Source organism: [Brevibacterium] flavum, from assembly GCF_019317305.1.
Taxonomy (GTDB): domain Bacteria; phylum Actinomycetota; class Actinomycetes; order Mycobacteriales; family Mycobacteriaceae; genus Corynebacterium; species Corynebacterium glutamicum.
Genome location: NZ_CP079240.1, coordinates 1,461,249 through 1,475,262, shown reverse-complemented (window position 1 = coordinate 1,475,262; position 14,014 = coordinate 1,461,249). Strand labels below are relative to the sequence as shown.

Annotated in this window: 12 protein-coding genes; 3 read left to right on the top strand and 9 right to left on the bottom strand. The window is 56.6% G+C overall.

Features of this window, described 5'->3' with window-relative positions:
• Positions 1 to 15: 15 nt before the first annotated feature.
• Genes KW808_RS07160 through KW808_RS07145 form a run of 4 tightly spaced genes read right to left on the bottom strand, consistent with a single transcriptional unit; the run spans position 16 to position 5,597 of the window.
• Entirely contained in the window at positions 16 to 2,139 is a 2,124-nt protein-coding gene (locus KW808_RS07160; RefSeq protein ID WP_003861511.1) for an ATP-dependent DNA helicase RecG, read from the bottom strand.
• A gap of 4 nt (positions 2,140 to 2,143) precedes the next feature.
• On the bottom strand, positions 2,144 to 3,847 hold the full coding sequence (locus KW808_RS07155) for a DAK2 domain-containing protein (RefSeq protein WP_003861510.1): 1,704 nt from the start codon (positions 3,845 to 3,847) through the stop codon (positions 2,144 to 2,146).
• An 11-nt stretch (positions 3,848 to 3,858) separates the two neighbouring features.
• Positions 3,859 to 4,608, bottom strand: coding sequence for a uracil-DNA glycosylase (locus tag KW808_RS07150; protein WP_034983708.1), 750 nt, complete (start codon positions 4,606 to 4,608; stop codon positions 3,859 to 3,861).
• Positions 4,608 to 5,597, bottom strand: coding sequence for a thiamine-phosphate kinase (locus tag KW808_RS07145; RefSeq protein WP_003861508.1), 990 nt, complete (start codon positions 5,595 to 5,597; stop codon positions 4,608 to 4,610). The genes KW808_RS07150 and KW808_RS07145 overlap by 1 nt, the downstream gene beginning before the upstream one ends.
• 67 nt (positions 5,598 to 5,664) lie before the next feature.
• On the opposite strand from KW808_RS07145, the gene KW808_RS07140 reads away from it, so the two are divergent.
• Positions 5,665 to 6,645, top strand: a complete 981-nt coding sequence (locus KW808_RS07140) for a DUF3515 domain-containing protein (protein WP_003861507.1) — start codon at positions 5,665 to 5,667, stop codon at positions 6,643 to 6,645.
• Between the two features lie 56 nt (positions 6,646 to 6,701).
• On the opposite strand, the gene KW808_RS07135 is transcribed toward KW808_RS07140, so the two are convergent.
• Positions 6,702 to 7,784, bottom strand: a complete 1,083-nt coding sequence (locus KW808_RS07135) for a D-alanine--D-alanine ligase family protein (RefSeq protein WP_003861506.1) — start codon at positions 7,782 to 7,784, stop codon at positions 6,702 to 6,704.
• Positions 7,785 to 7,808: 24 nt separating this feature from the next.
• Positions 7,809 to 8,807, bottom strand: coding sequence for an NAD(P)H-dependent glycerol-3-phosphate dehydrogenase (locus KW808_RS07130; protein WP_003858849.1), 999 nt, complete (start codon positions 8,805 to 8,807; stop codon positions 7,809 to 7,811).
• A 277-nt stretch (positions 8,808 to 9,084) separates the two neighbouring features.
• Between KW808_RS07130 and KW808_RS07125 the strand changes: the two genes are divergently transcribed.
• Positions 9,085 to 10,095 (top strand): NUDIX hydrolase, encoded by a 1,011-nt coding sequence (locus KW808_RS07125; protein WP_003861504.1) that lies wholly within the window; start codon positions 9,085 to 9,087, stop codon positions 10,093 to 10,095.
• A 348-nt stretch (positions 10,096 to 10,443) separates the two neighbouring features.
• Here KW808_RS07125 and leuD read toward each other — a convergent pair whose 3' ends face one another.
• Complete coding sequence (gene leuD, locus KW808_RS07120; RefSeq protein WP_003861502.1) at positions 10,444 to 11,037, bottom strand: 3-isopropylmalate dehydratase small subunit; 594 nt, start codon at positions 11,035 to 11,037, stop codon at positions 10,444 to 10,446.
• A gap of 17 nt (positions 11,038 to 11,054) precedes the next feature.
• Positions 11,055 to 12,500 carry a 3-isopropylmalate dehydratase large subunit gene (gene leuC, locus KW808_RS07115; RefSeq protein ID WP_003861501.1) on the bottom strand — a complete coding sequence of 482 codons (1,446 nt, stop codon included), beginning with the start codon at positions 12,498 to 12,500 and terminating at the stop codon, positions 11,055 to 11,057.
• Between the two features lie 253 nt (positions 12,501 to 12,753).
• Here leuC and ltbR point away from each other — a divergent pair, with 253 nt between their 5' ends.
• Entirely contained in the window at positions 12,754 to 13,461 is a 708-nt protein-coding gene (gene ltbR / locus KW808_RS07110) for a transcriptional repressor LtbR (RefSeq protein WP_003861499.1), read from the top strand.
• On the opposite strand, the gene KW808_RS07105 is transcribed toward ltbR, so the two are convergent.
• Positions 13,444 to 14,010 (bottom strand): HD domain-containing protein, encoded by a 567-nt coding sequence (locus tag KW808_RS07105; RefSeq protein ID WP_003861495.1) that lies wholly within the window; start codon positions 14,008 to 14,010, stop codon positions 13,444 to 13,446. The two genes, ltbR and KW808_RS07105, sit on opposite strands and share 18 nt — an antisense overlap.
• Positions 14,011 to 14,014 lie beyond the last annotated feature (4 nt).

Below are 14,014 nucleotides of genomic sequence, written 5' to 3'. Positions count from 1 at the left end.
TAAACCCTATCAATATCAGCTCTTTTCCAGGTATTCCTGGTTGATCATTGCGATGTCGCTGACCAGCTCAAGCGCCCTGGAACGGCTGGCGGCAACCAGCTCGGTGGCGTCGATAAGCGCACGCTCGATGATTTTTTGGTCGCTGATAAACGAGAGGTGACGGAGTTTGGTGTCGCTGCCGGACTGGCGGGTGCCCAACACGTCGCCTTCTTGGCGTACCTGCAAATCAAGTTCAGAGAGTTGAAAACCGTCGGTTGTGGTGGAAATTGCGGCGAGGCGTTGGCCTTGTGGGGAGTCCTCGTCGAAGGTGGTGTGCAGCAGGCAGAGGGAATCGTGCTGTCCACGGCCAACACGGCCGCGCAGCTGGTGGATCTGGGAAACGCCGAAGCGTTCCGCCTCGCGGATGAGCATGACGGTGGCGTTGGCAACGTCAATACCGACCTCAATGACCGTGGTGGCGACCAAAATATCGATCTCACCTTGGGCGAATTCCTGCATGACCGAATCTTTGAGATCCGTGTCCATGCGACCGTGCAGCATGCCAACATTCAATCCTGGATACACCTGTTCGGAAAGATATGCGTGGATTTCCAGCACGCCGCCTTCGCCCTCAATGCGGGGACACACCACATAGGCTTGGCGTCCGGCGAGGACTTCCTCACCGATGCGTTCCCAACCGCGTTTAACCCAGCCAGGTTTGTGATCGGGAATCACCGAGGTTTGAATCGGCCGACGCCCGCCTGGAAGCTCACGCAACGTGGACACCGCCAAGTCGCCGAACACCGTCATGGCGATGGTGCGCGGGATTGGGGTCGCAGTCATGACCAGCAGATGAGGGGTCAGACCTTCCCTACCTTTGGTGCGTAACTGATCGCGCTGCTCCACGCCGAAACGGTGCTGCTCATCGACCACCACGAGTCCAAGGTCGAAGAACTCCACGGTGTCCTGGATCAGCGCATGGGTGCCGACCACAATGTCTGCGTCACCGGAGATGATTTCCAGCAGAGCCTCCTTCTTGGCTCCCGTGGGCATCGAGCCTGTCAAGAGCACAACGTTGATATCAAGGCCTGCGTCGTCGAGAGTTTTGCTCAGGCTGCGGGCATGCTGGGTGGCCAACACTTCCGTCGGGGCGAGCATGGCGCACTGCCTACCGGAATCAATTGCCTGCAGCATCGCTATCAACGACACGATGGTTTTACCCGAACCAACCTCACCTTGGAGCAGACGAGACATGGGAACGCGTTGTTCAATGTCCGCGCTGATCTCACGGATCACTTGCTTCTGTCCCGCTGTGAGCTGAAAGTTGAGGGCATCAATGAGCATGTGCTGATGGCCTTTAAGCGCGCGCGGCATGGGTGGTGCTTTGCGGTTCTTGGTATCGGCACGCCGGATCGCCATCACCGTGGCCAGCGATAGTGCTTCGTTGTATTTCAGACGGTTGATAAAAGTGCTGGGAGATTCATGGCCTGGATCGTGAATGCCGCGGATGGCCTCGTCGAAACTGGGCATGCCTTCGGGCACCACGTTCAGTGGTTCTTTGATCACCGGCATGGTTTCCAGTACCCGTTGCACCGCAGCCATGATCCGCCAGGTAGTCATGGTGGCGGTGCCGGCATAGATCGGGATGTATTCGCGATCCACCAAACGAAGTGCCACTTCTTCCACATCGCCGTAGGCAGCCAGAGATTTCATACCGCCAGTGGCGGTGAGTCGGCGGCCTGATCCAGGATCTGGGATCACAATGAACTCTGGATGAGATAGCTGAGGTTCGTTGCGAAAAAACTTCACCTTGCCGGTAAAAAGCGCACGAGTGCCTTCTGGGAGAAGACGCGGAATGTGCTTGGCTCCGAAGAAGGAAATGCCGATGCGTTCCGTCTCAGTCAAGACTGTAACCTTGTACAGCATCTTGCCGGACTGGGTATAGGACTGCTTGGCAAAGGCGACCTGACCCACGATGGTAACAAGATCGCCCTCAGTGGCATCACCAATTCCCACGCCAGAGCCGTGGTGGGAGTATTTGCGCACATGGTGGCGGAGCAACTCTTCCGCAGTGGTATAGCCCAGCGCCTTTTTAATCGCTGTGGCTTCCTTTGCCGGAAGGATGTCTTTGAGCAAACGCTCGTCATGCCAACCCAACATGTGGCTACTCCACTCCGATCTCTACCAGATTCTCCATTCCAGTAGCAGGATAGACCGTGATCTCCACATCCGTGTGAGTTCCCAGGCCACGGCGGAAAACACCTTCGTCGAAGGCGGACTGACGGTCTTGCGCAATGAGAAGGGTAATTTGCTCGCTGGAGCCGTCGAGAAGCCTTAAAGCGGTGCGCGATAGCGCGTCGTTGAGCTCCTCGGAGACCAGAGCTATCTCCGGGCCGATGAAGCTCAACAGGTCACCCTTGGAGCAGGCGCCAGCCTGGGTGAGCGCGGCGCTGGCGGCTGCGCGGATCGTGGCCGTGCGCATGGCGCCGGCGGCCTCTGCCATGGCATAGGAATCCACCGCCAGGGGTTGCGCTGGCTCATGAACGGACACCGCTGCAAGACCTGCAACCAACGTGGCAGTAGGCAAAATAACCACACTTTGCTCAAAAGCATGGCTGGAACGCTCAATGGAAACCAGCTCACGCTTAGTCAGCAGGCCATTGGGCAGCAAGATCACCTCATCGGCACCAGACTTGCGCGCGATGGAAACGATCTTTGCCACCACATCATCAGACTTGGATTGCGCGATGTTGCGGGCTACCACTTTGACACCTGCGCTGCGGTACAGCTCTGCCACCAGGCCATCGGGTGCAACAGCCATGAGGACCCGGCGTGGTTCTTCCGTGAAGCTGCCGGGAGTATCGGGGAGGATTTCAAGGCGGAGTTCGCTGACGTCTCCTGCTGCAAATGCTTTTTGGATGACCTCGCCTGCCCGGCGCGAATGGATGTGAACGGTGCCGCGGGTATCGGTTTCTCGGGCGATGAGCAGGCTGTCGCCTAGTGTTTCAAGTTCGTTGTGGAGAGCATCGAGTGTTTGGGCGGAGTCGCATGCAATGTAAAACATCACTTCTAGGTCGCCGGTTTTGCCGTGGAAGGAGGGTTCTTCGGCTGGTTCACTGTGGTTCGATGGATGGTGAGGTGGGTTTCCGTTGATTTGTTCGGCAAGGGACTCCAGGAGAATAACTAGGCCTTGTCCCCCGGCATCAACAACTCCGGCTTCTCGGAGAACAGCTAGTTGGGATGGCGTCCTGGCAAGCGCGGTGCGTGCTGCTTTCACTGCTGCGTTGACAACATCGGGCAAAGCGGTGTGTCCTGCCTCCACAAGATGCTCGGCCTCAATAGCTGCAGAACGCAACACAGTGACAACAGTGCCCTCCACAGGATCTGTAATTGCGCGATCAACTAGGGAGCGAGCAATGGATAGCGCTTCTTGGATTGTGTGGCCATCAATAACCCCGTCAGCAGCTGCCTGAGCAATAGCGCGAAGGACCTGACTAAGGACTACTCCAGAGTTTCCTCGGGCTCCACGCACAGAACCAACAGCCAAAGCCTCAGTAATCCTTGCGACATCACCCGACTCCCCCAGTTTCAGCGCTTCATCCAACGCAGCTGTCATGGTGTAGGTCATGTTTGATCCAGTGTCTGCATCTGGAACAGGAAAGACATTCAGTGCATTGATCTCTGCACGACGTTCAGAAAGCTGCTCGACAGCGGTCCTGGCCCACTCAAGAACTCCGGCAGCGTCCATTTGTTGGGAAGCTTCCTTGGAAGCTGCCGCAGGAGCCCCCGTTGAATCAGCACGGTGTTCAGGCTGTACAGACGGTGCTGGCTGCGAGCCTTCGGAACTCGAGCTTTCGGAACTGGACATAATCAGATACCTTACAGCGACCAATCGATCTCGGTGGCACCGAGGCTGCTTAAGATTTCGTTTGCACGACTAAAAGGCTTAGAGCCAAAAAAGCCTCTCGACGCCGACAGCGGTGATGGGTGCACTGAGCAGATACACGGCGTATCTCCAAGGAATTTCTGTACCTCTTGGGCTTGTTTACCCCACAGGATTGCCACCAAGGGTTGATCCCGCTCCGCCAAGGCTTTAATCGCCTGTTCGGTTACCGCTTCCCAGCCTTTACCCTTGTGGCTTCCGGCCTGCCCTGGGTGGACGGTGAGTACGCGGTTGAACAATGCGACGCCCTGGTTGCTCCATGCACGGAGGTCGCCGTCCGCGGGCAAGGCAACTTGTGTGCCAGCAACAGAGCCCGGCGCGTTAATACCTAAGTCCAAGGCCCCCTGCTCTGACGCCGAATCGCCTAAAGAGCCGACATCACTCACCAGCTCTTTGAAGATATTGTTCAGGCTCCGTGGCAGTGGTCGTACGTCTGGTTGGGTGGAAAAGCTCAGTCCCATGGCATGTCCTGGGGTGGGATATGGGTCTTGTCCCATGATAAGTACTTTTACTGCGTCAAAGGGGTAGCTAAATGCTCTGAATACGTCATCTACTGGTGGAAGGAATTCTTCTTCCGCGAGGAATGCACCGAGTTTTCGGATGGTGTCTTCGACTGGTTTGAGTACTGGTTTCCAGGAGTCGTGGATGGGGAGTTCGTCTACTGAATTCCATAGGGTGTTGGTCATTAGAAGCTTCTCCATCCATCGGAAAATGCGGGGGTTTTCTTATCTACGGTGACGAGGTCTTCGTGGCGTGTTTTAGTGACGTGGCCGATGGTGCGGAATCCAGAGGGGGCATCGCCAAACGTCGTAGAGAGCAGGGTGTGGTCTTCCCCGCCGCTTAAGATCCATCGCCAGGCGTCTGTTCCGAGTACGGAAGCGGCTTCGCTAAGGAGTTCATCGGGGCTGATGCTAGAGGAATCCACATCGATGCGCACACCAGACTTCATGGCCATTTGGTTAAGATCCACAATCAGCCCGTCCGAGTTATCAGTCATGGCGGTCGCTCCAGCAGCGCGTGCCACCATGCCTCGGCCTGGGGTGAGAACTGGTGCGCAGTGTGCATCCACCAAGGGGCGAAGGTGCTCTGGAACGTTGTCTGGACCAAAGTGCTGCAGTAGAGCAAGTCCCGCTGCAGAGTAACCAATCTTTCCGTGGGCCACCAGGGTCTGTCCTGGTCGGGCACGTCCCAACGTCAGCTCTGGCAAGGATCCACCCAGTTGACCAATCGCGGTAACAGAAATAACCAAGGAGTCCCCACTAGTGATGTCTCCGCCAACAAGTTCTGCGGAGTACTCCTCCAAGCGTTGATTCATGCCACGGGCTAAGCCTCGGACAAACTCCACGGGGGTGTGTGTGGGGGCGGAAATCGCCAACAATGCGGCTACTGGACGTGCACCCATCGCCTCAATATCAGCAAAGTTCTGCACAATCGCCTTCTGCCCTATTTGTTCCGGGGTGGACCAATCCAATTGGAAATGCCTACCCGCAACCAACATGTCGGTGGTGACAACAGCCCTGGAATTGGGTGATGCATGCCGAAGCACAGCTGCGTCATCGCCGTTGAGAGATGATCCAGCTTGCTCCGTGATCACCCGAATCACTTCAAATTCCCCAAGGTCTCCAACGGTTGGCCCGTCGCGAAGCGAATCCGGGAATGAAAGTGAGTGCGCCAAAGTCAACTCCTTGGTTCAAGTGTCAGTATTTTTCTAGTCTATCGCCCCACAGGTAGGCTCAGGACACATGAGTGCCGTGAACAGTGCTGGTCGCCCAGCCAACGGGGGAATTAACAAAACCCCCATGATTATTGCCCTAGTGTTATCTATTGTGTTGGTTTTCGCGGTGCTGTTCGGCGCCCGAGTCCTCCTTGGCCCCGCCGGCCAGCAACAGATAGCCATGAGTGGGCTTCCCGCCCCAGACGCAGAATCTGCTGAGTGCGCCGCATTACTCGAGGATCTCCCCGGCGAGGCCTTCGGGCACACCCGTGCAGAAATCATGGATCCTGTTCCACCGGGCGCTGCCGCCTGGTCCACCTCAGACCTCGAGCGTGTGACGCTGCGTTGTGGCGTCGATATGCCATTCCAGTACACCGCGCTCGCCAACACTGTCGACGTCGACGGCACCACCTGGCTACCTGTCTCCGACATGACCCCCGGCTCCTCCCTGGAAACCTGGTACTCCGTCAACCGCTTCCCCGTCGTCGCCATCACCGCCGATGACATCAGCACCGACAGCGCCGACAACCCCGTCACCCCCTTCAGCAGCGCCGTCGACAAGCTAGAAAAGCGCGACGGCCAGCCCTTCGACGCCCCACTTACCGGCTTGAGCTCAGCCGGCACCACATGCACTTCGCTTTTCGACGCCCTCCCCCGCCAACTCGAAGTCGGCGGCGACGACGGCACAACGTACGAACGCATCGAGGAGGACCGCATGCAGGCCGCCGGATACTCCGACGACGCAGTCGCATGGGACGCGCCGGGATTAGAGCCCATCGTGATTCGTTGTGGCGTGGAGCCTTCTGAGAACTACGCAGCCGGTGCCATGTTGCAGCAGATCGATGACATCCCGTGGTTCGAGGACACCATTTTGGCCTCCGGTACCACCTCGTCTACCTGGTATGCCCTTGGACGCGAGATCGACATCGCCGTGTCTCTGCCTCAGGCTGCTTCCTCTTCCCTGATTACTATCTCCGGTTTCATTGAAGACACGGTTCCTGCGGAATAAGACATAAAAAATAGCCCCACCTTGAGTTTTGAGGTGGGGCTATTTTTTATTTGAGGTTAATTATCGCGGTGCAACGCCTGCTGCACCAACACATCCAACAATTCCTCATAGGCCACGCCTGATGCTGTGAACATCTGTGGGTACATGGAAATGGGGGTAAATCCTGGCATGGTGTTGATCTCATTGAGCACAGGACCATTGGCGGTAACAAAGAAGTCCACGCGGGCAAGGCCTTCACACGCAAGAGCCTGGAAAGATTCCACAGCCAAAGACTGGATCAGTTCCGTGGTCTTCTCATCAAGCGGTGCTGGGATCTCTGCAGTAACAACGTTGTCCAAGTACTTGGTATCAAAGTCATAGAATCCACCAGCGCCTGATTCGGTGCCAGACAGCAACGCAGGAACAGACGCCACGATACGACCGTCTGGATACTGCAGCACGCCACACTCCACCTCAGAGCCAACGATCTCTGATTCCACAATGACCTTCTCATCATGGGCACGAGCAAGCCCCACAGCCTTATTAAAATCCTCCCACGCAGTAACACGAGAGATACCAATCGATGAGCCACCACGCGCAGGCTTCACAAATACAGGCAGGCCCAGCAGGTTCTTTTCTGCCTCGGTCAGCTCGGTACGATCACGTAGAATCACCTCACGGCCAACGGGCAGGCCTTCCGCTGCCATGAGCTTCTTAGTGTATTCCTTGTCCATTCCCGCAGCAGAGGCCAGCACACCTGGGCCAACGACCGGAATATCAGACAGTGCAAACAGACCCTGCACAGTACCGTCTTCACCAAAACGACCATGCAGCACAGGGAAAATCACATCAGCGGTGGCATACAGGCTGCCATCGGAAAAGTGGAACTCTCCACGGTGTGCGGGATCCAGGCTTGGGCGAACTTCTTCACGATGCTCCACCTCAGGCATAGTGCGATCGATGAGAGTTAGCTTCTGCGGATCGGTTTCACCAACAACCCACGCACCGTCGACAGTAATGCCGACGGGGATCACATCGTACTTCTCAGGATCAAGATGGGCCATGATGGCACCAGCGGAGACGCAGGAGACGGAGTGCTCAGAACTGCGACCACCATAAACGACTGCGACGCGGACTTTTCCGGAATTAGAGTTGCTCACAGCATTGAAGCTTACAACCTAAGACTACTCAGCCTTCTTAGACCTGCCCATGAGAGCCACAATCATGTCAGTTACTTTCATATCCCGGTGGCACACACCGTAGACAGCCTGGGTGATTGGCATCTCCACGCCAAGCTTGGTGGCAAGATCAAAAATCGACTGCGAGGAAATAACACCCTCCGCAACCTGACCATTGGTTGCCTCGCGAGCCTTCTCCAGGGATTCACCCTGACCCAAACGCTCACCGAAGCTGCGGTTACGCGACAGCGGTGATGAACACGTAGCCACCAAGTCGCCCATTCCCGCAAGGCCAGAAAAAGTCTTCGCATCCGCACCCAATGTGGCACCGAGGCGTGCGATCTCTGCAAGGCCACGAGTAATCAACGATGCATTGGTGTTCTCACCCAGGCCGTAACCGTGGGAAATACCACAGGCCAGCGCGATGACGTTCTTACACGCACCACCGATTTCGGTGCCCACCACATCAGTGTTGGTGTACGGGCGGAAATACGGCGCAGCCACTGCAGCCTGCACAAGTTTCGCTCGGTTTTCATCAGGGCAAGCAATCACCGTAGCTGCAGGCTGCCCCTCCGCGATCTCACGAGCAAGGTTTGGCCCCGACAACACCGCGATGCGTGAAGGATCCGCTTCCGTCACCTCCGCGATCACTTCACTCATCCGCAGGTGCGTGCCCTTTTCAATACCTTTAGCCAAGGACACCAAGGTCGCATCCTGCGGGATCGTCTCTTTCCACTCCGCCAAATTGCCACGCAACGCCTGCGAAGGAATCGCCAACACCACAATGGCTGCGCCCTCTAAAGCCTCCGTTGCCGATGATGTGACCTGCAGCGACTCCGGCAACGTAATCCCCGGAAGATAATCACGGTTTTCATGGCTGTCACGGATGGTGCTTGCCAACTCTTCCCGCCTCGCCCACAACGTCACAGCGTTGCCAGCATCAGAGAAGACCTTGGCCAACGTGGTTCCCCAGGAACCTGCACCCATCACGCTTACAGAAACCACGCGAAACCCACCTTTCGAAAACGATATTTAACCGTCTCAGGTTAGCCTATGTCCCAAGCCACCCGCATGGAAACCTCCTGGAAACCTGCCGCTGCTGCCCAGAATTTGCCAGGAATCATCCAAAAATGTCGCCACACGCCGAGTCCAGAATGTGCAATGAGCGGGTCGCTGGTGAACAATAGATAGAAGTAGTTTTTCATTCACTTATGTGCGCGTTTTTAATCTGGTTTCTACCAAGAACTGTGTGCACCACAACGCGAAAGGTGAATCGCACCCAATGGCAAATAAGAACAATAAGCCTCATGAGGTGGACAAAGACCAAGATTCAGCCATGCTGATCAACGGTCGCCTGCAACAGATCCCGGCGCGTCCCACTGAGGAATTCACCCGCCCAACTCTTGCAGCAGGTGCAGTACTGTGGCGCGGCGACATCACCAACCTGGACAGCATCGAGGTCGCTGTCATCCACCGCCCGCACTATGATGACTGGTCCCTGGCCAAGGGCAAAGTCGATCCCGGCGAGTCTATTCCGACCACCGCGGCCCGTGAAATCCTTGAAGAAACTGGCTACGACATCCGTCTGGGCAAGCTGATCGGCAAGGTTACTTACCCTGTGCTCGACCGAACCAAAGTGGTCTACTACTGGACTGCCCAGGTTCTTGGTGGAGAGTTTGTCCCCAACGATGAAGTTGATGAAATCCGTTGGCTGTCTGTTGATGAAGCATGCGAGTTGCTCAGCTACCAAGTAGATACCGAAGTTCTGGCCAAGGCAGCAAAGCGTTTTCGCACTCCTTCCACCACTCGGGTGCTGTATGTTCGCCATGCTCATGCACATGGTCGCCAAACCTGGGGTGGCGACGACAATAAGCGCCCATTGGACAAAAAGGGGCGTCGACAAGCAGAAATGCTCGTACCCATGTTGTTGCCCTTCAAACCCACCGCAATTTACTCGGCGGTGCCCGATCGCTGCCAAGCCACCGCGCTCCCCCTTGCCGATGAGCTCGGCCTCGACGTGTCCGTCAACCGACTGTTCGGCGACGACGCCTGGGAAACCGATCCCGAGGCCTGCAAGAAGCGCTTCACCGACGTGGTTGCACAAGGTGGCGTGCCGATGATCGTTGGGCAGGGCGACATCATTCCGGAAATGATCAAATGGTTCTCCGAGAACGGCACCCTCCCTATCGATGAGAAGATCAAGGCGAAAAAGGGCAGCGTGTGGGTGTTGAGCTTTCACGACGGTGTGTTCACCGGCGCTGATTACCTGGCGAGTTCCCTGCCGGTTAAATAGGAGCGCGTTTAAGGCCTCCGGTTTGGCGAGCGGGCATGGGCTTGGGTTTGAGCCTGTTAGGGGCTTAGAACCCATCCTAGAGGGGCACTTTTCATGCGTTCTAGGTAATGGTTTCGGCTTGCTCGGGGCGGAACGTCATATTAAACCAAGGGTCTTGGCTTGCCGGGGTCCCTTGGTCTGGATATGCACTTCCCAGGCCTCAAAACGTACGAAAAAGACCAAGACCTTAAGGGAATCCAGGGCCTCTTGGTCTATTCCAGACATGCCCACTCCACTCGCCCACCAAGACGCACAAATGCACCCCGCGACAATGAAGGTTGCGGGGTGCTTTCGCTATCAGACTGAAACTTAAGCGTTAGTGCGTGGCTTAAACGCAGGGCGCTTAGCCTCGTAGTCTTCAATTTCATCGAGCTTGCGCAGGGTCAGGCCAGCGTCGTCGAGGCCTTCCATCAAACGCCAGCGAATGTAAGGGTCAACTTCGAAGCTGATCACTACGTCGCCTGCAGTGACGATCTGCTTTTCCAGGTTCACGGTCAGTTCGAGGCCCGGGGTTTGTTCCATGAGCTTCCACAGAAGTTCGATGTCGGACTGTTCCATGATGCCGGCGAGCATGCCAGCTTTTCCGGAGTTGCCGCGGAAGATGTCGGCGAATCGTGAGGAGAAGACAGCGCGGAAGCCGTAGTCCATGAGTGCCCAGACGGCGTGCTCGCGGGAGGAGCCGGTGCCAAAGTCAGGGCCTGCTACGAGAACGGAGCCGTTCTTGTAGGTGTCGGTGTTGAGGACAAAGTTGGGGTCGTTTTGGCGCCAGTTGGAAAACAGTCCGTCTTCGAAGCCTGTGCGGGTGACGCGCTTGAGGTAGACGGCGGGGATGATCTGGTCGGTGTCCACGTTGGATCGCTGCAGTGGAACGCCAACGCCGGTGTGGGTGGTAAATTTTTCCATTCTTTTTCTAGCCTTCCTTAGATATCTGCAGGTGAGGACAGGGTGCCGCGGATTGCGGTGGCGGCTGCGACTGCTGGGGATACCAGGTGGGTGCGGCCTCCTGGTCCTTGGCGTCCTTCGAAGTTTCGGTTGGAGGTGGATGCAGAGCGCTCGCCTGGCTTCAGTTGGTCTGGGTTCATGCCCAGGCACATGGAGCAGCCTGCGGTACGCCATTCAGCGCCAGCGTCGGTGAAGATTTTGTCCAGTCCGAGTGCTTCGGCCTCTTGCTTGATCCAGGTGGAGGAAGGCACGACCATCATGCGCATGCCGTCGGCGATTTTGTGGCCCTTGAGGATGTCAGCGGCGATCTGCAGGTCTTCGATGCGGGCGTTGGTGCAGGATCCCAGGAAGACGGTGTCGATCTTGATGTCGCGCAGTGGGGTTCCTGGTACCAGGTCCATGTACTGCAGTGCCTTTTCGGCTGCTGCCTTGTCGTTGTCGTTGGTGAAGTCTTCTGGGTTTGGCACGGTTTCGCTCAGTGGCAGACCTTGGCCTGGGTTGGTGCCCCAGGTGATGAATGGGGTCAGTGCGGAGCCATCGATTTCTACGACCTTGTCAAAGGTTGCGCCTTCGTCGGTTGGCAGGGTCTTCCAGTAAGCAACTGCTTCGTCCCAGTCGGCGCCCTTTGGTGCCATTTCGCGGCCTTCAACGTAGTCGAAGGTGGTTTGGTCTGGGGCGATCATGCCGGCACGTGCGCCAGCTTCGATGGACATGTTGCACATGGTCATGCGTGCATCCATGGACATCTTGCGGATTGCTTCGCCGCGGTATTCCAGAACGTAGCCTTGTCCACCACCGGTGCCGATCTTGGCAATGATCGCCAGGATCAGGTCCTTGGAGGAAACACCTGGCTGCAGTTCGCCAGTAACTTCAATGGCCATGGTCTTGAAAGGCTTCAATGGCAGGGTCTGAGTGGCCATGACGTGCTCAACCTCAGAGGTACCGATACCGAATGCCATGGAGCCAAACGCGCCGTGAGTAGAGGTGTGGGAGTCACCGCACACAATGGTCATGCCCGGCTGAGTTGCGCCCAGCTGTGGGCCAACGGTGTGCACGATGCCCTGGCGGACATCACCCATTGGGTGCAGGCGAACACCGAACTCTTCACAGTTGTCGCGCAGGGTGGATACCTGCAGGCGGGAAATCTGGTCGTTGATTTCCAGCAGTGAGCCAGTCTTGATGCCTTCGGTTGGCACGTTGTGGTCTTCGGTGGCCAGGTGCAGTTCTGGGTGGCGCAGTTTGCGGCCAGTCATGCGCAGGCCGTCGAATGCCTGTGGTGAGGTCACTTCATGCAGCAGCTGCAGGTCGATGTAGAGGAGGTCGGGCTCGCCGTTTTCTCCCTTGGACACGACATGGTCGCGCCACACCTTCTCTGCCAGGGTCAGCTTCTCAGTTGAGGTGCTGTTCTCCACGGGGCTGGTCATGGAACTCACCGTCCTTACAGTGCGTAAAAATTTTCAGGAATTTCTAGCCCACATTCTAGCAAGCAAATCTCACAATGTGGGACAAGAGTTTCGTTGTCTGAGACAGTATAACCTAAAACGCGCCAAAAATGTCACGTCCTGCGTTTTAGATTTACCTCACACTTTATACAGCTCCCCTGCAGGGAATCGATATCCACAACGTTTAAACCCCAACCTGCAAGCGTCTCACTCTATGAAATGTAAGATTCAAAGAATGGGACAGCAAGAAATTATCGAGGACTCCACCGAGAGCGGTATTAAGGTTTTAGACCGCACTGTATTAATCCTCAATGTCATCGCAGAACAGCCTCGATCGTTGGCAGAGCTCGCAGCTGCCACCGATCTGCCCAGGGCTACAGCCCACCGCCTCGCCTCAGCGCTTGAGGTACACGGCATGTTGGCACGCTCCCGCGATAATAGATGGACCATCGGCGCACGGCTTGCCTCATTGGGTGCACGCGGCGCTGACACCCTCATCGATACGGCCGTACCAATTATGGCCGACCTTATGGAGCGCACCGGCGAATCCGTTCAGCTTTATCGCCTCACCGGCACCACCCGCACGTGTGTGGCCAGCCAAGAGCCCAGCTCCGGGCTAAAAAACGTGGTTCCCGTGGGCACTCGCATGCCTTTAAATGCAGGGTCAGCAGCGCGCGTTTTTGCCGCCTACCTCCCCATCCCCTCTGCCAGCGTCTTTTCCCGCGAGGAGCTTGACCAGGTGCGCGCCACCGGCTTAGCGGAGTCCGTGGGCGAGCGCGAACTCGGCCTTGCTAGCCTCTCCTCCCCTGTTTTTGATTCCAACGGATCCATGATCGCAGCACTGTCCATCTCCGGCGTGGCCGAGCGCCTCAAACCCCACCCCGCCGCCATGTGGGGCACCGAGCTTATCGACGCCGCCGAGCGCCTAGGCGCTTTGCTTTAAGAGCTTTTCGACGCACCACCCCAGTTGTTTATTCAACTCATTGAACCCTAAGCGCTGGAGAGATATCTGATAAACCTCGCTATACCACCAGATTTGCTGCTCTTTGCTAGCGTTAAAGCGTTGCCATAAATCTTCACCGTGTATTTCAAGGTCATCCAAGATGGACATGAGATTATGCAGTTTATCTGCGGTGGAGATTAAGACAGCCTCTAAGCTGGCACCTGCGCTGAGGTGCAGGAGGTAAGCGTCGGCACGCGCTTTCCAGCTTTTTAAGGGCTGTTTGGTGAGCTCTTCCACCAACCCGCGCACCCGCGGACCAAAATCAGCTTCAAGTTGGGCAGAATTGTATTCCTCGGGTACGTCTTCGAGGGTGTCGTGGAGCAGCCCGGCGATGAGTACATCTTCATCATTAGTGACGCTGGCCAGCAAGTACATCACTGAATAAAGATGGCTGACATAGGGAATTCCACCGCCTTTGCGCACGTGGTGGCGGTGTGCCCACGCGGCAGTATTCATAGCTTTACGAAGGCGCGGGGAAAGTGTATTCACGCAG

Bases quoted from the DNA above. Each gene is read 5' to 3' on its own strand.
- KW808_RS07160 (WP_003861511.1), bottom strand. From the start codon at position 2,139: ATGTTGGGTTGGCATGACGAGCGTTTGCTCAAAGACATCCTTCCGGCA.
- KW808_RS07155 (WP_003861510.1), bottom strand. From the start codon at position 3,847: ATGTCCAGTTCCGAAAGCTCGAGTTCCGAAGGCTCGCAGCCAGCACCG.
- KW808_RS07150 (WP_034983708.1), bottom strand. From the start codon at position 4,608: ATGACCAACACCCTATGGAATTCAGTAGACGAACTCCCCATCCACGAC.
- KW808_RS07140 (WP_003861507.1), top strand. From the start codon at position 5,665: ATGAGTGCCGTGAACAGTGCTGGTCGCCCAGCCAACGGGGGAATTAAC.
- KW808_RS07125 (WP_003861504.1), top strand. From the start codon at position 9,085: ATGGCAAATAAGAACAATAAGCCTCATGAGGTGGACAAAGACCAAGAT.
- leuD (WP_003861502.1), bottom strand. From the start codon at position 11,037: ATGGAAAAATTTACCACCCACACCGGCGTTGGCGTTCCACTGCAGCGA.
- leuC (WP_003861501.1), bottom strand. From the start codon at position 12,500: ATGACCAGCCCCGTGGAGAACAGCACCTCAACTGAGAAGCTGACCCTG.
- ltbR (WP_003861499.1), top strand. From the start codon at position 12,754: ATGGGACAGCAAGAAATTATCGAGGACTCCACCGAGAGCGGTATTAAG.